Consider the following 17,209-nt stretch of genomic DNA (forward strand, 5'->3'; position numbering starts at 1 on the left):
ATTTCCCACCGTGACCGACACCCAGGACGTGCCCGCGCCGCCCCAGCACTGGGAGGCCGACGTCCTGCTCCGCGACGGACGCACCGCGCACATCCGGCCGATCCGCGCCGAGGACCGCGAGGTCTTCGTCGAGTTCTACTCGCGCGTCTCCGACCAGTCGAAGTACTACCGCTTCTTCTCCCCGATGCCGCGGCTCTCCGAGCGCGACCTCGACCGGTTCACCAACGTCGACCACGTCGGCCGGGTGGCCTTCGTGCTGACCCTGCAGGACCAGATCATCGCCGTCGGCCGCTACGACCTCGTCAAGCCGGGGGAGGCCGAGGTCGCGTTCCTCGTCGAGGACCAGCACCAGGGCCGTGGCATCGCCCAGCTGCTGCTCGAGCACCTCGCCCAGGCCGGGCGCGAGCGCGGGATCGAGCGGTTCGTCGCGGAGGTGCTGCCCGACAACGCGCGGATGATCCAGACCTTCCGCGACGCCGGCTACCGCGTGGTGAGCGAGTACGACGAGGGCGTGCTGCAGCTGGAGTTCTCCATCGACCCCACCGACACCGCCATCGGTGTGATGATGAGCCGCGAGCACCGGGCCGAGTCCGCCTCGATCGAGAAGTTCTTCAACCCGCGCTCGGTCGCGGTCATCGGTGCCAGCCGCCGCCAGGAGACCATCGGGCAGGCGCTGGTGCGCAACCTGGTCCTGGGCGACTTCACGGGCCGGGTCTACGCCGTCAACCCGACCTCGAGCGCGGTGTCCGGCCTCCCGACGTACAAGTCCGTCGGCGACATCCCCGACGAGGTCGACGTCGCGATCGTGGCGGTGCCGGCCGAGGCGGTGCAGGACGTCGTGCTCGACTGCGCGGCCAAGGGCGTGCACGGGCTGGTCGTGATCTCCTCCGGCTTCGCCGAGACCGGCGAGGAGGGCCGGGTCCGCCAGCGCAAGCTGGTCGGGCTCTCCCGCTCCTACGGCCTGCGGCTGATCGGCCCCAACTGCCTGGGCATCATCAACACCGACGCGTCGGTCTCGCTCAACGCCTCGCTCTCCCCGCTGATGCCGCCGCGGGGTCGTGCCGGGTTCTTCTGCCAGTCCGGCGCGCTCGGCACCGCGATCCTCGAGAAGGTCTACAACCGCGGTCTGGGGCTCTCCACGTTCGTCAGCGCCGGCAACCGCGCCGACGTGTCGGGCAACGACCTGCTGCAGTACTGGGAGGAGGACGACTCCACCGAGGTCGTTCTGCTCTACCTGGAGTCGATCGGCAACCCGCGCAAGTTCTCCCGGATCGCCCGGCGGGTCTCGCTGCGCAAGCCGATCATCGCGGTCCGCTCCGGCCGCACGACGCAGGGTGTCCCGATGGGACACGCGGTCCGCAAGATCGCGGCCCCGCCGGCGGCGGTCGACGCGATGTTCCGCCAGGCCGGGGTGATCCAGGTCGACACCCTCGAGGAGATGTTCGACGTCGCGCAGCTGCTGGCCCACCAGCCGCTGCCGCGCGGGCGCCGGGTCGCGATCGTCGGCAACTCCGACGCCCTCGGCCTGCTCGCCGCCGACGCCGCCGCCGCCGTGGGGCTGGTCGTCAACAAGTCGACGGCGCTGGGCGCCGACGCGAGCGCCGAGGACTTCGAGGACGCGCTCGACGCCGCGATCGACGACCCCGAGATCGACTCCGTGGTCGCGGTCTACGTGCCGCCGATCAACGTCTCCGGCGAGGACGTCGCCAACGTGCTCGCCGCCGTGGGCGAGCAGTCCGACAAGCCGCTGGTGTCCTCGTTCCTGGGCTCCGAGGGCGTCCCCGAGCTGCTCCGGGTGCCCGACGTCGCCGGCTCGACGGCCGGCCGCGGCTCGGTCCCGTCCTACCCCGGCGTGGAGGCCGCGGTGCGCGCGCTCGCGCGCGTCGTCGAGTACGCCGTGTGGCTGCGCACCCCCGACGGGGCGCCGGTCGACCCGGCCGACGTCGACACCGCCACGGCCAAGCGGCTGGTCAACCAGGCGCTCTCGGCCCACCCCGAGGGCATCGACCTCGACGCCGACACCGTCACCGAGCTGCTCGCGGCGTACGGCATCGAGCTCTGGCAGACCCGCCCGGTCGCCACCAAGGAGGAGGCCGTCGCCGCCGGGGAGGCGCTCGGCTGGGACGTGGTGCTCAAGGCCACCGCCGAGCACCTGCGGGAGCGGCCCGACCTCGCGCACGTGTGGCGCAACATCGACACCGCCGAGGAGATGCTCGATGCCTGGGAGTCGCTCGGGCACGTGATCACCGACCCCAAGCGCGCCGGGTTCGTCGTGCAGAAGAACTCCAGCCCGGGGGTGCCGGTCGCGATCCGCAGCATCGAGGACCCGCTGTTCGGGCCGGTGGTCTCCTTCGGCATCGCGGGTCCGCTCACCGAGCTGCTCGCCGACAAGGCGTTCCGCATCCCGCCGCTGGGGGAGCGCGACGCCGCCGCGATGGTCCGGGAGATCAAGTCCTCGCCGATGCTCTTCGGCTACCGCGGCAGCGAGGTGGTCGACGTCGCCGAGATCGAGCGGCTGATCCAGCGCGTCGCCCAGCTGCAGAACGACCTGCCGCAGATCAGCTCGCTCGAGCTCTCGCTCGTGCTCGCCGGGGCCGACGGCGCGACGGTGCTCACCGCCGCGGTCCGTGTCGACCCGGTCGCCGACCCGCGGTCGGACTGGTTCGTGCGCCGGATGCCGACGCCGGCGGGGGACACGCTCCCGTCCTAGCCGTCGCCGCCCGTAGGATCCCGGCCATGGTCATTTCGGACGCCCAGCGCTTCCTCTTCGTGCACGTCCAGAAGACGGGTGGCTCGACCATCGACAACCGCCTCGACGAGGTGCTGCCCGACGCGCGGGCCGTGAAGGGCCTCGACCGGCACGCCCGCCTCGGGCAGATCATCGCCTCGGAGCCCGAGCTCGCGTCGTACTGGACCGTCGGCTTCGTCCGCAACCCGTGGGCCCGCATGCTCTCGTGGTTCCGGATGGTGGAGCGGTTCAAGGAGCGTGCCGAGAAGCACCGCAAGGGCGCCGACGCGTTCATGAAGAAGAACCCGTTCATCAAGGGCGTCGCCGAGCACTGCCCCGACTTCGAGACCTTCGTGATGGAGGGTCCCGACCGGTGGAACCGTCTGGCGACGCCGCAGATCAACTACCTGACGAGCAAGACCCGCCGCGCCGACTTCATCGGTCGCCAGGAGAGCCTCGAGGCCGACCTGCGCGCCGTCTTCGCCCGGCTCGAGCTGCCCTGGGAGCCGCTCCAGAGCGTGAACGTCGACAAGTCGCGCCCCGACTACCGCGAGGTCTACACCGACCCGATGCGCCGCCGGGTCGAGGACCTCTTCGCCCGCGACATCGCCGCCTTCGACTATCGCTTCTGATCTCCTCGCACCCCCGTGACACACTGACCCGCATGCGGAGCAGCAGGACCGACGAGGACCACGACCGGACCTTCGAGCTGAGGGACGCGATCGACCGCACCGGCTACTACCCCGAGGTGGTCGCCGACGGCGTCGCCGGGGCGATCGCCGGTGAGCAGGTCGTGTCGTTCTTCGTCCACCACGAGCCGACCTTCGAGCGCGACGAGGTGCGCCGCCACCTCTCGGTCGTGGTGCTCACGCCCACCCGCCTGATCCTCGCCCACACCGACGAGCACGAGGGCGACGACCTGCTCCCCGAGCCCTACACCTCGACCTCCACCGAGGCGATCCGTCTCTCCGCGGTCAAGTCGGTGGTCGTGACGCGGATGATCGCCAACCCGACGTCCGGGCCGAGCCGCCCCGCCGAGGCCGTCATGACGATCGGCTGGGGCGGCGTCAGCCGGGTCGACCTCGAGCCGGCCGGCTGCAGCGACCCCGAGTGCGACGCCGACCACGGCTACACCGGGGTGCTCGCCTCCGACGACTTCTCGCTGCGGGTCTCGGCCGCGGCCGACGGCGCCGACGCCGTCGCGGGACTGCTGTCCTTCGCCGAGCAGCTCTCGGCGCGCACCCACGCCCACGGCCACTGACCCGACGGTGAGCGGCTTCCTCCAGCCGGCGTACGGCGACCGGTCGATCGGCGACGTCGTACCGGCCGTCGCGGCCGCGCTCGGCGTGGGCATCGGTCAGCCCCCCACGGGGCTCGGGCTGCCGCCGGCGTCGGCGTACGTCGTGTTCCTCGTCGACGGGCTCGGCGCCCGTCAGCTCGAGCGGCACGCCCACGCCGCGCCGTTCCTCGCGGGGCTGCTCGCCGAGCAGGCGCCTGGGACCGCCGGCGTGCCCTCCACGACCGCCACCAGCCTGACGTCGCTCGGGACCGGCCTGGTGCCCGGCGCGCACGGGCTGGTCGGCTTCACGACCCGGGTGCCGGGCACCGACCGGCTGCTCAACGCCCTGCTGTGGGACAAGGACGTCGACCCGCTGGAGTGGCAGCCGAACCCGACCGCCTTCACCCGGCTGCACGAGTCGGGCGGCTGCGCGACCGTCGTCAACAAGCGCGAGTTCGCGCGCAGCGGACTCACGCTGGCCGCCCACCGGGGGGCCGAGTACGTCGGTGCCGACAAGGTCGGCGAGCGGCTCGCCGCCGCGGTGGCCTCGTCGTCCGAGCGCGGCTCGCTGACCTACCTCTACGACGGCGACCTCGACTGGACGGGGCACCGCTACGGCGTCTCCTCCCACCAGTGGCTCCAGCAGCTCGCGATGATCGACGCCGAGGCCGAGCAGCTGCGCGAGACCCTGCCCGCCGACGTGCGGCTGCTGGTGGTCGCCGACCACGGCATGGTCGACTCACCGCTGCAGAGCCGGATCGACGTCGACGAGGTCGCCGAGCTGCGCACGGGCGTAGCACTGCTCGGCGGTGAGGCCCGCTTCCGTCACCTCTACTGCCACCGCGGCGCGGTCGCCGACGTCGTGGCGGCGTGGACCGAGGTCCTCGGCGACCGTGCCGAGGTGCTGGCCCGCGAGGCAGCGGTCGAGCGCGGCTGGTTCGGTGCGGTGTCCCCGTCGGTGCGGCCTCGCCTCGGTGACGTGGTCGTCGCCTGCCGAGGAGACGTCGCGGTCCTCTCGACCTCGGCGTTCCCCTACGAGGCGCGGCTCGTCGGACTGCACGGCTCCCTCACTCCCGAGGAGATGCTGATCCCGCTGCTGCTGAGCTGACCGTCCGCGCGGCGACCGGCAGCACCCGTCCGAGGACGACCACCACGACCAGGAGCACCGCCGTGGTGACCGAGGCCCACAGCAGAGCTGTCTGCATGCCCGCCACGAACGCGCTCTGGGCCGGGCCGGCGACGGCGGCCCCCATGTGGGTGGCGGCGCCCACCGAGGACGTGGCCTGCTCAGCCGCCGCGGGCGGCAGCGGCGGGAGTCGGAGCTCGTCCCGGTAGACGGACTGGAGGATGCTGCCGAGCACCGCGATGCCCAGCGCCGCGCCCAGCTCGCGGGCCAGGTCGTTGACGGCCGAGCCGACCCCCTGCTTGGACGCCGGCAGCGCGTCGGTGATCGAGCTGGTGGCGGGGGTCATCGCCAGGCCCATCCCGGCCCCGAGGAGCACCAGCCCGCCCAGCAGCGGGAGGTAGGAGCTGGTCGCCTCGAGCCGGGACAGCACGGCGAACCCGGCACTGACGAGCAGCAGCCCGCCGGCCAGCACCGGCCGGACCCCGACGCGACCGGCGAGGTGGGGAGCCAGCCCGCGCGCCGAGGGCATCATCACCAGGGCCATCGGGAGGACGCTGAGCGCGGTGACCAGCGCGCTGCGGCCCACGACGAGCTGCAGGTACTGGACAACCAGGAAGATGAACCCGAAGAACCCGAAGAACTGGACGGTGATCGTCAGGGTGCCGGCAGAGAACCCGCCGAGGCGGAAGAGCCGAGGATCGAGCAGCGGGTCGGGCCGGGTGAGCTCCCAGGCGACGAAGCCGGCGAGGACCACGAGCCCGAGGCCGAGTCCGGCGAGCGTGCGAGCGCTCTCCCACCCGGCCGTGGGCGCCTCGATGATCGAGTAGACGACCAGACCGAGGCCGGCGACCGACAGCAGGGCGCCGACCAGGTCCAGCCGCGGCGCGTCCGGGTCGGCCGACTCCGGCACGACGGCCAGTGTGCCCGCCAGTGCCACCAGCCCCATCGCCAGGTTGAACGCGAACACCGACCGCCAGGACCAGGCCTCGAGCAGCAGCCCGGTGGCGAGCAGGCCCAGCATCGCGCTCGCCCCGGCGACGCCGGCCCAGGTGCCGACGGCGCGGACCCGCCGCTCGGGCGGGAACGTGCTGGTGATCGTCGAGAGCGTCGCAGGCATCACGAGCGCCGCGCCGGCGCCGAGCACGGCCTGGACGGCGATCAGCTGGCCGGCGCTCTGCGTCGCCATGGCCACCCCGGAGCCGGCCACGAACACCACCAGCCCGGCCGCCAGCGCCCGGCGCCGGCCGTACCGGTCGCCGATGGCGCCGGCGAGCAGGAGCAGCGCCGCGAAGCTGAGGGCGTAGGCGTCGACGACCCACGCGATCTGTTTCTGGTCGGCGTCGAGGTCACGAGCGATCGAGGGAGCCGCGAGGTTGAGGGCGGAGATCGCCGAGACCACCGCGGCCAGTGCCACCACGATCACCGGCATCACCCCGCGGCCCGTACCCGTGGGCGTGGCCGCCGGCGTGCCGGCCCGCTGTGTCGTCGTCATGTCGTCCTCCTGCGCGTCCGGGTGCCTGTTGGCTTCACGGTCGCGCCGGCGAGGACTAGATTTCAAGGGTGATGAATTATGGGCGCCTCGTGCGGACCTGCGGACCGGAGCGATGAGCGCGTCCGGCGGGGCGCGACGCGGTCGTCGGGCCGGCAAGCCCGAGACGCGCGCGGAAATCCTGGAGGTCGCGCGACGCCAGTTCCTCGAGGACGGCTACCAGGGCGTGACGATGCGGGGTGTGGCGCGCGAGGCGGGCGTCGACCAGGCCCTGGTCGCCTACTACTTCGGCTCGAAGAAGGGGCTGTTCGGCGCCGCGCTCGCGCTGACGGTGAACCCGCCGGACGCCCTGCGCGCAGTCCTGGCCGGCGACGACGCGACCCTTCCGGAACGGCTGCTGCGCACGGTGCTCACCGTCTGGGACGACCCCGAGCTCGGGCGGCCGCTGCGGGCGCTCGCCTCGAGCGCGGGCCACGATCCTGAGGTCCTCCGGCTGCTGCGCGAGGTGCTCCAGGCCGAGATGGTCGGGCCGTTGGCCGAGCGGTTCGGGGGAGCCGACGCGATGGCCCGTGCGGGCGCGTTCGGCAGCCAGATCGCCGGGATCGTCCTGGTCCGCTACTGGCTCGAGGCCGAACCGGTGGCGTCGATGAGTGTCGACGAGGTGGTGCGGTACGCCGCTCCCGGGCTGCGCGCGGCGATGCGGGGGCCGGGTCGTCGGCCCCCGCGATCGCGCCCGATCGATACGGCTAGTTCAGGCTCATCCGCGGCTCGCCGTTGAGCAGACCGGTGCCGGCGATCGTGCACTTCCCGCTGCGCGGGGTGCCGCCGTTCCAGGCCTGGCGGACGCACGAGCGGGTGGCGAGCTGCGCCCAGTAGTTGGGGTGCAGCGACTCCTGGATGTAGTACGGGCTGCTGGATCCGGCGGTCGACACCGTGCGGATCTGGTTGATCCACTCGGTCTGGTCGACCGCGCCCGGCGACATCCAGTTGGCGATGCCCTTCTCCTCGTAGAGACCGACGGTGTTCTCGCAGAGCCGGCGCCCGTTGAACGCGCTGGACAGGTCGAGCGTGCGGGTGTTGGTCAGGCCGGAGTCGGCGACCGCGCCGAACACGGCGCCGTTGATCGTCGGCAGCGCGGAGTCGTTGGCCCAGTCGGCGTCCTTGTTCCAGAACCCGCAGCCGCCGGTGCTCTGGCGGGTGTAGCCGCTCTCGGAGTAGCGGAAGCCGGAGCCGCGCGCGATCGGGCTGGGGTAGTTCTGCACGAGCAGCGTCCACTGGGAGTCGGCGTACCCGGCGTTGCGCATGGCGGTCGCGACGTTGCGCAGCGCGCCGGCGATGCGGGCGCGGACGGCGGAGACGTTGCTCGCGGTGAAGTTCGCCTTCACGGAGCTGTCGTCGTAGCAGTAGTCCTTCCACCAGGTCGGCGAGGCCAGGAAGTCGGCGACGCAGGAGGTGACGACGTCGGCGAACTTGAAGTCGTTGCCGCCGATCGAGACCACGACCATGCTCACCCGGTGCGAGGCGGCGAACTGCTGGAGCATCTTGGCCTGGCCGAGCTTGCCGGCGCCGTCGTCGAAGAAGTCGAGACCCGGCTTGAAGTTGTCGCCGTTCGAGGTCGCGGTCTTCGCCCCGGAGCAGGCGAGGTTGAGGCCGTTGACGCCGCCGCCGACGTACGCCTCGGCGGACTTGCTGCGGTGGCAGCGGTTGATCGTCTCGCCGGTGCCGGCCGCGTTGTCGTAGTACGCGGTCGACCCGAGCGCGTCGGCGCGGCTCGACGAGGCGTTGCTGCTGCCGGCCCAGCGTCCGGCCTCGCCGCTGATGTAGGAGTCGCCGAGGGTCACCACCCACGGCGTCCCGACACCGGGTCCGTCGGCCTGGGCCGGCGATGCGGTCGGGAGGAGCAGGCCGCCGAGAGCGGCGGCGAGGACGGTCAGGACGCTGAGGGTGCGGGTCCGAGCCCGGGATGTGACCACGATCACGCAACCTAGGGCCAGTGAGACCTTTAGGGGAAGGGGGAAATCCCTAGCCGAAGGGCAAAGGCTCGGGGGCCAGTGACACCGCCTTGGCGCGGGCGGCGGTGAGCCGGCGGCGGTGGTGCTGGCGGCAGAGCACCTCGTAGGCCACCTCGGCCGGCGGCTGGTCGACGGCGTCGACGTCGCCCACCACGATCACGTCGCCCTCGACGACCATCACGCCGTTCTCGGTGCGGGCGTTGTGGGTCGCGCGCTTGCCGCACCAGCACAGCGCCTCGACCTGCAGGACGTTCATCCGGTCGGCCAGCTCGACCAGGCGCGCGCTGCCCTCGAACAGCTGGGTGCGGAAGTCGGTGAGGATGCCGAAGGCGAACACGTCGATCTGCAGCTCGTCGACGATCTTGGCGAGCTGGTCGATCTGGTCGCGGGTGTAGAACTGCGCCTCGTCGCAGATCAGGTAGTCGATGCGCCCGCCCTGGGTCAGCGAGTGCACGACGTAGCGCCAGAAGTCGAAGTCGCGGTCGACCTCGAGTGCCTCGTGCGTGAGGCCCAGCCGGCTCGACAGCGTCGCCTGCCCGGCCCGGTCGTGCGTGGTGAACAGCCGGCCCACCCGACCCCGCGCCGAGTGGTTGTGGTTGGTCTGGAGCGCCAGGGTGCTCTTGCCGGAGTCCATGGTGCCGGTGAAGAAGTGCAGTTCAGCCACGGGGCGCATCCTGTCACGCCGTCCGGCTCGGCCAAGATGGGCACATGGCCTCTCCGCTCATCTCTGCCGCCGAGCTCGCCGACGTCCTCGGTTCGGTGACGGTCCTCGACGTCCGGTACCGGATGGGCGGGCCCGGCGGCCTCGCCGAGTTCGCCCGGGGCCACGTGCCCGGAGCGGTGTACGTCGACCTCGACGCCGACCTGGCCGCGCCTGCGGGCGAGGGTGGGCGGCACCCGCTCCCCACCACCGAGGACTTCGAGGCAGCGATGCGGCGGGCCGGCGTGCGCGACGACCGGCCCGTGGTGGTCTACGACGACTGGTCGGGCCTGGCCGCCGGGCGCGCCTGGTGGCTGCTGCGCTACCACGGGCACCCGGACGTCCGGGTGCTCGACGGCGCCTGGCCGGCCTGGGTGGCGGCCGGGGGAGCGGTGCAGGCCGTCGCCGTCGCGCCCGCGTCGGGGGACTTCACGGCGCGTCCCGGAGCGATGCCCGTCGTCGGGGCCGACCAGGTGGTCGACGTACCGGTGCTCGTGGACGCGCGGGCGCCCGAGCGCTACCGCGGCGAGGTCGAGCCGATCGACCCGGTGGCCGGGCACATCCCCGGAGCGGTGAACGTGCCGACCACGACCAACCTCCGCGCCGACGGGCGCTTCCGCAGCCCCGACGAGCTGCGGGCGCTGTACGCCGCCGCCGGGGTCACCGGCGAGGAGGACACCGCGGTCTACTGCGGGTCCGGTGTGACCGCGGTGCACGACCTGATCGCGCTCGAGGTCGCGGGCATCCGGGCGGCCCTCTACCCGGGCAGCTGGTCGGGCTGGATCACCGACCCGACACGCCCCGTCGAGCGTTGACCCGCCCGAAACTTTCGGGCGGGTCAACGTGGTCTACCAGTGGATGCCCTTGAACATCTTGGCCAGCATGATCTGCTCCGACTCCCGGCCGCCGGCGGACTCGCCCTGCGCCTTTCCTTGGGCCGCCGCCGAGTCCGGGAACACGTGGTAGGCCATGTTGAGCACCCGGAAGGCCAGCTTGGGGGTCAGGGTGTGCGCGATGGCGCCGGCGTTGCCGAGCGCGGTGTTGATCTCGTGGGGGCGCTCGACCATCGCCTCGATGACCAGGTCGGCCGCCTGCGCCGGTGAGATCGTGGGGAACTTGTCGTAGAGCTTGGTCGGCGCGATCATCGGCGTCCGCACCAGCGGCATGTGGATGTTGGTGAACGTGATGCCGTCGCCGAACAGCTCCGAGGACACCACGTTGCTCCACGAGTCGAGGGCGGCCTTGGAGGCGACGTACGCCGAGAACCGCGGCGGGTTGGTCTGCACCCCGATCGAGGACACGTTGACGACGTGCCCGCCGCGGTTGGCGCGCATCGCGGGGACCAGGCCCATCACCAGACGGACCGCGCCGAAGTAGTTGAGCTGCATGGTGCGCTCGAAGTCGTGGAAGCGGTCCTGCGAGAGCCGCAGTGAGCGCCGGATGGAGCGGCCGGCGTTGTTGACGACGTAGTCGATCGAGGGCAGCTCGGCGCTCAGCGTCTCGCACAGCGCGTCGATGGCGTCGAGGTCGGAGAGGTCGCAGGGCTGGACGACAGCCGTGCCGCCGCGCGCCTCGATGAGCTCGCGCAGCTCGTCGAGCTTCTCCTTGCCGCGGGCGACCAGCACGGGGGTGCCGCCCGCCTGCGCCACCTTGAGCGCGGTGACCTTGCCGATGCCCGAGGACGCGCCGGTGACCACGACGTACCGACCCTGCAGCTTGTCGCGCACCCGCGGGTCACGGCCGGTGGAGTCGTCGAGGTGCTCCTCCCAGTAGGTCCACAGCGTGCGCGCGTAGGACTCCAGGTCGGGCACCCCGATGCCGGAGCCGGCCAGGGCCTGCTCGGTGCGGCGGGAGTCGAAGACGGCCGTGAACGACGTGTGCGCGAGGACCTCGGCCGGGATGCCGATGCGGCTCGTCAGGAGGTCGAGCACCGACTGCACGGCCCCGTTGCCCGCCAGGGTGGTGAGCATGCCGGCCGGCGTCAGGGCGCGGGGGAGGAACCGCGTCATGCCTCGGTCGACGGGCGTGGCGAACCGCGGCGCCCCGGCGGCGGCGCAGAACGCGTTGACCATGTCGACGACCGGCTGGGGCTCGGGGTTGACCAGGTGGAAGGCCTCGCCGTCGCGGTCGGGCAGGTGGGCGAGATGGTCCATCGCCGCGGCGACGTAGTCGACCGGCACGACGTTGGTGTCGCCGAGGTCGACGCCGACCAGCGGCAGCCATGCCGGCAGGTGGTCGCGCATCAGCTTCATCGCGCTGAAGAAGTAGTAGGGGCCGTCGATCTTGTCCATCTCGCCGGTGCCCGACGCGCCCACCACGATCGCGGGCCGGTAGACCCGCCACGGCACGCCCGACTCCTCACGCACCACGCGCTCGGACTCGTACTTCGTGCGGTGGTACGGCGAGGGCAGGTGCTGCCCCTCGGCGAACATCGACTCGTCGAAGCGGCCGTGGAACTCACCGGCGGCGGCCACGGAGGAGACGTGGTGGAAGCAGCCGGCGTCGAGCTGCTCGGCCAGCGCGACCGCGTTGCGGGTGCCGCCGACGTTCAGCCGCTCGTTGGACTCGGCGTCGGCGGTCATGTCGTAGATCGCGGCCAGGTGGAACACGTGGTCGATCTCGCCACGGTGCTCGGCCACCCAGTCGGGGTCGACACCGAGCGCCTCGGCGGCCAGGTCGCCGACGACCGGCACGACCCGGTCGGTGTCCCAGCGGGAGATCAACGCCTCCATACGGCGCAGGGACCCCTCGCGCACGAGCACGAAGATCTCGCCCTCGCGGTGGTCGAGCAGCTCGCGGACCAGGTGCCGACCGATGAAGCCTGTGGCCCCGGTCACGAAGTAGGACATGGCCGGGAGGCTACCCGCGGGTCGCGGCGGGGGACAGGGGTCGCGGCGCGATCCCTACTCCTGCTTGCCGCCCCCGAACATGATCTCGTCCCAGCTCGGCACCGAGGCCCGGCCGCGGGTCTTCTTCACCGGGCGCCGCGCCGGGGGCTCGTGCTCGTGCGGCGCCGGCTGTGCGTCCTCGGGTGCCTCGCCGCCGTGCAGGTCGTCCTCGGCCTGGGCCTGGGACGCCTCCTCGCGCAGCTCGGAGGCCTCGGCGGCGACCTCGGGGTCGCTGGGCGGGGTCTCGTCGAGGAAGGCCTCCAGGGGCCGTTCGGAGACCAGGCCGATGGCGTCCTCGCCGAGCGGCAGCTCCTGGTCGAGCTCGCCGACGGCGTTCAGCCGGCGCTGCCGGGCGTGCCGCAGGTCGTCGTGCGGGGCCGGGGCGGCCGCGATCGGCTCGCCGACCAGCCACCGGGCGTCCTCGTTGTCGAGGGTGACGTAGTTGCCGGGCACGTCGAAGGTCAGCTCAGCCGTGCCGCTGCGCTCGGGGGAGGAGTACGCCGCGGTCAGCGTCCAGCGGCCGTCCTCGCGGCGCCAGGCGTCCCACGTGATGGTGTCGGGGTCGACGTTGACCGAGCGCAGGTGGGTGGCCGCGGCGTCGCCGAGGGTGCGGGCACCGCCGCCGGACGGGGCCCCGTCGGTGCGGCGTACGGACGAGCGCTGCGCCCGCTCGGCGACGTGCTGGCGCTCGGCGAGCACGGGGGCGGCGAACGCCATGATCTTCTCGACCGACGTCTGGGCCGCCTCCGCCACCGCCTCGGGGGTCTCCCCGGCGCGGATCCGGGCCTGGATGTCGCGAGGGCGGAGGGCGCTGTCCATCTTGGTCTCCAATCGGCGGGTCGCATCCCCGCGCAGTGCGGCCCGGAGGCGCTCATCGAGGTCGAGGGTGTGCTCGACGCCGTCGTCGTCGGTCAGGCGCAGACGCTTCCCGTCATCGCTCACTCCAGCGAGCGTGAGGTGCGCCATCGGTGGTCGAGCTCCTTGTCCCATCGTGTCGAGTGCGGCTTTCGGTGCGCCGAGCCTACGCCAGCGAGCCGCGCCCCGCCGGGACCGCGACGGCGTGCCTTCGACACCACCGGTACTAGCCTCGTCCGGTGGCATCGACCGGACCCTCGACGACGCTGGTCGTCCTCGATCTGCTGGGCATCTTCGTGTTCGCCATCACCGGGGCGCTGGTGGCGGTGCGCAAGGGTCTCGACGTCTTCGGCGTGCTGGTGCTGGCCGGCACGACGGGCCTCGGTGGCGGGTTCCTGCGCGACGTCCTGATCGACGCCACGCCACCGGCCGCGCTCCAGGACTGGCGCTACCTGGTGGTGCCGGTCGTGGCCGGCGGGGTGTCCTTCTTCTACCACCCCGTGCTCGGACGGGTGGAGCGCTGGGTCAACGTGCTCGACGCCTGCGGCCTCGGGCTGTTCTGCGTCACCGGAGCGCTCAAGGCGATGGACTACGGGCTCGGGCCGGCGCCCGCGGCCTTGATGGGCATGGTCACCGGCATCGGCGGCGGGATGACCCGCGACCTGCTCGCGGGCCGCGTGCCCGCTGTCTTCCGCGGTGAGCTCTACGCCACGCCGGCGCTGGCCGGTGCGGTCGTGGTCGTCGTCGGCACGCACGGCGACCTGCCTCTCGGCGTGGTCGTCGTCACCGGCGGCGGACTGTGCGTCGTCTGGCGGCTGCTCGCGATCTGGAGGCACTGGCAGGCCCCGGTCGCCACCGGCTCCGCCAGCGTCTAGAGACCTGTCAGTCGCCCAGCACCCGCCGCAGGTAGGCGTTGGCGAAGACGCGGTCGGGGTCGAGCCGGTCGCGCAGGGCGAGGAAGTCGGCGAAGCGGGGGTACGCCGGGGCGAGGTCGGCCGCGGTGCGGGTGTGCACCTTGCCCCAGTGGGGGCGGCCCTCGTGGGCGCGCAGGATCGGCTCGAGCAGCGCGAAGTAGGCGAGGTGGTCGACGTCGCGGTGGGTGTGGAAGGCGAGGTAGAGGGAGTCGCGCCCGTAGGACGTCGAGAGGGGGATGTCGTCGGCGGGCGTGACCCGGATCTCGACGGGGAAGGTGATCCGCAGGTCGGAGGCGTCGATCGCCGCGCGACACTCCCGCAGCGCGTCCAGGCCGGCCTCGCGCGGGACGGCGTACTCCATCTCGCGGAACACCACGCCCCGCGGTGAGATGAAGACGCGGTGGGCGACGTCGCTGTAGGTGCGCGCCGACAGCAGCCGGCTCGAGACCTGGTTGAACCGCGGGATGATCGCCGGCACCCGGTTGGTCACCTGGTTGAGCGCGCCGAAGAGGTGGTTGGAGAGGAACTCGTCGTCCCACCAGAAGCGCAGGCGCGAGAGGGGCGAGGTCTCGGACGGGTCGACGTCGAGCCGGTCGTTGGTCTTGGTGAGCATCCGGTCGGTGTGGGGGAACCAGTACATGTCGACGTGGTGGTGCTCCGCGATCCGCTGGTCGAACCCGTCGAGCGCCTCGTCCCAGCCCATCGGCGTCTCGGTGGCCTCGAGCACGAACAGCGGCTCGACCCGGAACGTCAGCGTCGTGAGCACGCCGAGGGCGCCCAGCCCGACGCGAGCCAGCTCGAGGATCCCGGGGTTCTCGGTCTCGGTCGCGGTGACGACCTCACCGGTGCCGGTGACCAGCGTCAGGCCGCAGATCTGGGCCGAGAGCGAGGCGGCGACCCCGCCGGTGCCGTGGGTGCCGGTGGAGGTGGCGCCGGCGAGGGTCTGATCGGCGATGTCGCCCATGTTGTGCAGGCTCAGCCCGAGCGCCTCGAGCTGGCGGTTGAGCTCCTTGAGCTGGGTGCCGGCCAGCGCGGTCACGGTCATCGCGTCCCGGTCGACGGCCAGGATCCCGCTCTGGCGGGTGGGCCGCAGCATCGTGTGCTCAGGCGCGGAGATCGCGGTGAAGCTGTGGCCGGTGCCGACCATCTTCAGCGTCGTGCGCTCCGACCGGGCGCGCTCCACCGCGGCCACGATCGCGGCGGTGTCCGCCGGCTCCTCGACCCGCGACGGCCGCGCCGACTCGATCCCCGCCCAGTTGCTCCACACGCTCACGGCGCGATGCTAGTGGCCCCGACCGCCTGCTCGTGGCCGGTCGACGCGGTGCGTCCCCGCGGCAGCGCCTGCGCCGCCGCGGCGGCGACGAGACCCGCGGCGACCGAGACGAGGTACGCCGCGGAGGCGCCCTGGTGGTCGACGACGAGACCGCTCAGGGTGGCGCCGGGGGCGACGCCCGCGACCAGGCCGGTCTGCATGATCGCCATGCCCTCGGTGAGCCGGGACGCCGGCACCGCCGACTCGGTCAGCGACATCGAGGCGATCATCGTCGGGGCGATCGCGAACCCGGCGACGAGCAGCACGAGCCCCATCAGCCAGATGGTGTCCACGAAGTAGAGCGGCATCATCGCGCAGGCCATCGCCAACGCTCCCCAGCGCACGCGCACCGACGGCCCGCGCCGCCAGTGGACGGCACCGGTCAGCACGCCGGCGGTGAGGCTGCCCAGGGCCCACAGCGCCAGCAACCCGCCCGACCAGGACTTGTGCCCGTGCTCGTCGGCGAACGCCACGGTGGTGACCTCGGCGGCGCCGAACAGCACGCCGAGCGCTGCGCACACGACGGCCAGGGGGACGACGGTGCGCCACGGCATCGCGGGCCGGGGGCCGGTGGTGGCCGAGCGCGGGTGCGGCGGCGGCTCGGTGGCGTGCTGGGCGGTGAACGCCAAGGTCCCCGCGACGCACGCGACCACGCCGACGACGAGGCCGGCGACCGGGTGCCAGGCGGTGGCGAGCAGCGTCACCAGGATCGGGCCCATGATGAACACGGCCTCGTCGAGGACGGCCTCGAGCGCGAACGCCGTCTGCACGTCGGCGGGGCGCTCCAGCACGTGCGACCACCGCGCGCGGACGCACGAGCCGACCTGGGGGAGGAAGGCGCCCCCGATCGCCGCGAAGACGTACGACGTGCCGATCGGCCAGTCCGCCTGCACGGAGACCACGAGGAGGGCGATCGCGATGCCGAAGCCGATGCTCGCGACGCTGAGCACCCGGCCCTGTCCCACCTTGTCGAGCAGGCGGCCCTGCAGGATCGCGAAGCCGGCGTTGGCCAGCATGTACGCGGCCGAGACCGCGCCGGCGACGCCGTACCGGCCGGTGGCGGCGGAGACGAGCAGCACGATGCCCAGGCCGACCATCGAGATCGGCAGCCTCGCGAACAGGCCGGCGAGCGAGAAGCGGAGAGCGCCGGGCTGAGCCAGGATCCGGCGGTAGGACGTGAGCATCAGTGAGCAGCGTATGGCCGCGGCCGCACCGGCCACGAATCGTTATCGACGGCTCCCTACGATGAGGTCATGACCCCCGACGCGAGTCCGTACGACGCCGTGCTGCTGGTGTCCTTCGGCGGCCCCGAGGCCCCCGAGGACGTGGTGCCGTTCCTGGAGAACGTGACCCGCGGACGCGGCATCCCGCGCGAGCGCCTGGAAGAGGTCGGGGAGCACTACTTCCGCTTCGGCGGCCGCTCGCCGATCAACGACCAGAACCGCGCGTTCCTGGCCGCGCTCCGCGAGGACCTGGCGGGTGCGGGGATCGACCTCCCGGTCTACTGGGGCAACCGCAACTGGGACCCGTTCCTGGCCGACACGCTGCGCCAGATGGCCGCCGACGGCATCACCCGGGCGGCCTGCTTCGTGACCAGCGCCTACTCGTCGTACTCCAGCTGCCGGCAGTACCGCGAGAACCTCTTCGACGCGGTCGCCGAGGTGCCCGGAGCGCCGGTCCTCGACAAGCTGCGCCACTACTTCAACCACCCCGGCTTCGTGGAGCCGATGGTGGACGCGACGCTGGCCTCGCTCGCCGACCTGCCCGAGGACGTGCGCGACGAGGCGCACCTGGTCTTCGTGACCCACTCGGTGCCGCTGAGCATGAACGACGGCAGCGGCCCCGAGGGCGGGGCGTACGTCGACCAGCACCTCAGCGTGGTCGAGCAGGTCGTCGAGCGCATCCA

The 17,209-nt window shown here is 72.5% G+C and carries 15 protein-coding genes; 8 read left to right on the plus strand and 7 right to left on the minus strand.

Annotated features, from left to right (window positions below):
* Window positions 1-10 precede the first annotated feature (10 nt).
* From Q0L15_RS03420 to Q0L15_RS03435, 4 genes are read left to right on the plus strand one after another with little or no spacing between them, the layout of a single operon-like run.
* Window positions 11-2,710, plus strand: a complete 2,700-nt coding sequence (locus tag Q0L15_RS03420) for a bifunctional GNAT family N-acetyltransferase/acetate--CoA ligase family protein (RefSeq protein ID WP_296602256.1) — start codon at window positions 11-13, stop codon at window positions 2,708-2,710.
* A gap of 26 nt (window positions 2,711-2,736) precedes the next feature.
* Window positions 2,737-3,360 carry a sulfotransferase family 2 domain-containing protein gene (locus tag Q0L15_RS03425; RefSeq protein WP_296602257.1) on the plus strand — a complete coding sequence of 208 codons (624 nt, stop codon included), beginning with the start codon at window positions 2,737-2,739 and terminating at the stop codon, window positions 3,358-3,360.
* A gap of 32 nt (window positions 3,361-3,392) precedes the next feature.
* Complete coding sequence (locus tag Q0L15_RS03430) at window positions 3,393-3,989, plus strand: DUF5998 family protein (protein ID WP_296602258.1); 597 nt, start codon at window positions 3,393-3,395, stop codon at window positions 3,987-3,989.
* 7 nt (window positions 3,990-3,996) lie between these two features.
* Window positions 3,997-5,115 carry an alkaline phosphatase family protein gene (locus tag Q0L15_RS03435; protein WP_296602259.1) on the plus strand — a complete coding sequence of 373 codons (1,119 nt, stop codon included), beginning with the start codon at window positions 3,997-3,999 and terminating at the stop codon, window positions 5,113-5,115.
* Here Q0L15_RS03435 and Q0L15_RS03440 read toward each other — a convergent pair.
* On the minus strand, window positions 5,075-6,625 hold the full coding sequence (locus Q0L15_RS03440; protein ID WP_296602260.1) for an MFS transporter: 1,551 nt from the start codon (window positions 6,623-6,625) through the stop codon (window positions 5,075-5,077). The genes Q0L15_RS03435 and Q0L15_RS03440 overlap by 41 nt on opposite strands.
* A 112-nt stretch (window positions 6,626-6,737) precedes the next feature.
* Between Q0L15_RS03440 and Q0L15_RS03445 the strand changes: the two genes are divergently transcribed.
* On the plus strand, window positions 6,738-7,400 hold the full coding sequence (locus Q0L15_RS03445; RefSeq protein ID WP_296602262.1) for a TetR family transcriptional regulator: 663 nt from the start codon (window positions 6,738-6,740) through the stop codon (window positions 7,398-7,400).
* On the opposite strand, the gene Q0L15_RS03450 is transcribed toward Q0L15_RS03445, so the two are convergent.
* Entirely contained in the window at window positions 7,369-8,595 is a 1,227-nt protein-coding gene (locus tag Q0L15_RS03450; protein ID WP_296602263.1) for a hypothetical protein, read from the minus strand. The two genes, Q0L15_RS03445 and Q0L15_RS03450, sit on opposite strands and share 32 nt — an antisense overlap.
* 49 nt (window positions 8,596-8,644) lie before the next feature.
* A complete protein-coding gene (locus tag Q0L15_RS03455) occupies window positions 8,645-9,298 on the minus strand; it encodes a thymidine kinase (protein ID WP_296602265.1) in 654 nt (217 codons plus the stop codon).
* Window positions 9,299-9,342: 44 nt separating this feature from the next.
* Between Q0L15_RS03455 and Q0L15_RS03460 the strand changes: the two genes are divergently transcribed.
* Window positions 9,343-10,149, plus strand: coding sequence for a sulfurtransferase (locus tag Q0L15_RS03460; protein WP_296602266.1), 807 nt, complete (start codon window positions 9,343-9,345; stop codon window positions 10,147-10,149).
* 33 nt (window positions 10,150-10,182) lie between these two features.
* Here the strand turns inward: Q0L15_RS03460 and Q0L15_RS03465 are convergent, their stop codons facing one another.
* Window positions 10,183-12,183, minus strand: coding sequence for an SDR family oxidoreductase (locus Q0L15_RS03465; protein WP_296602267.1), 2,001 nt, complete (start codon window positions 12,181-12,183; stop codon window positions 10,183-10,185).
* Window positions 12,184-12,237: 54 nt separating this feature from the next.
* Entirely contained in the window at window positions 12,238-13,323 is a 1,086-nt protein-coding gene (gene sepH / locus Q0L15_RS03470; protein ID WP_366939530.1) for a septation protein SepH, read from the minus strand.
* On the opposite strand from sepH, the gene Q0L15_RS03475 reads away from it, so the two are divergent.
* Window positions 13,317-13,952, plus strand: a complete 636-nt coding sequence (locus Q0L15_RS03475) for a trimeric intracellular cation channel family protein (RefSeq protein WP_296602270.1) — start codon at window positions 13,317-13,319, stop codon at window positions 13,950-13,952. The two genes, sepH and Q0L15_RS03475, sit on opposite strands and share 7 nt — an antisense overlap.
* Window positions 13,953-13,959: 7 nt before the next feature.
* On the opposite strand, the gene Q0L15_RS03480 is transcribed toward Q0L15_RS03475, so the two are convergent.
* Complete coding sequence (locus Q0L15_RS03480; protein WP_296602272.1) at window positions 13,960-15,264, minus strand: D-arabinono-1,4-lactone oxidase; 1,305 nt, start codon at window positions 15,262-15,264, stop codon at window positions 13,960-13,962.
* Window positions 15,261-16,487, minus strand: a complete 1,227-nt coding sequence (locus tag Q0L15_RS03485) for an MFS transporter (RefSeq protein ID WP_296602273.1) — start codon at window positions 16,485-16,487, stop codon at window positions 15,261-15,263. The genes Q0L15_RS03480 and Q0L15_RS03485 overlap by 4 nt, the downstream gene beginning before the upstream one ends.
* A gap of 69 nt (window positions 16,488-16,556) precedes the next feature.
* Between Q0L15_RS03485 and Q0L15_RS03490 the strand changes: the two genes are divergently transcribed.
* On the plus strand, window positions 16,557-17,209 hold a 653-nt coding region (locus Q0L15_RS03490; protein ID WP_296602275.1), incomplete at its 3' end, for a ferrochelatase.

The organism is Nocardioides sp. (assembly GCF_024509035.1).
In the GTDB taxonomy this organism is placed as follows: domain Bacteria; phylum Actinomycetota; class Actinomycetes; order Propionibacteriales; family Nocardioidaceae; genus Nocardioides.

Coding starts and splice junctions, on each gene's coding strand:
- Q0L15_RS03425 (WP_296602257.1), top strand. CDS start 2,737: ATGGTCATTTCGGACGCCCAGCGCTTCCTCTTCGTGCACGTCCAGAAG.
- Q0L15_RS03430 (WP_296602258.1), top strand. CDS start 3,393: ATGCGGAGCAGCAGGACCGACGAGGACCACGACCGGACCTTCGAGCTG.
- Q0L15_RS03440 (WP_296602260.1), bottom strand. CDS start 6,625: ATGACGACGACACAGCGGGCCGGCACGCCGGCGGCCACGCCCACGGGT.
- Q0L15_RS03445 (WP_296602262.1), top strand. CDS start 6,738: ATGAGCGCGTCCGGCGGGGCGCGACGCGGTCGTCGGGCCGGCAAGCCC.
- Q0L15_RS03460 (WP_296602266.1), top strand. CDS start 9,343: ATGGCCTCTCCGCTCATCTCTGCCGCCGAGCTCGCCGACGTCCTCGGT.
- Q0L15_RS03465 (WP_296602267.1), bottom strand. CDS start 12,183: ATGTCCTACTTCGTGACCGGGGCCACAGGCTTCATCGGTCGGCACCTG.
- sepH (WP_366939530.1), bottom strand. CDS start 13,323: ATGCCACCGGACGAGGCTAGTACCGGTGGTGTCGAAGGCACGCCGTCG.
- Q0L15_RS03485 (WP_296602273.1), bottom strand. CDS start 16,487: ATGCTCACGTCCTACCGCCGGATCCTGGCTCAGCCCGGCGCTCTCCGC.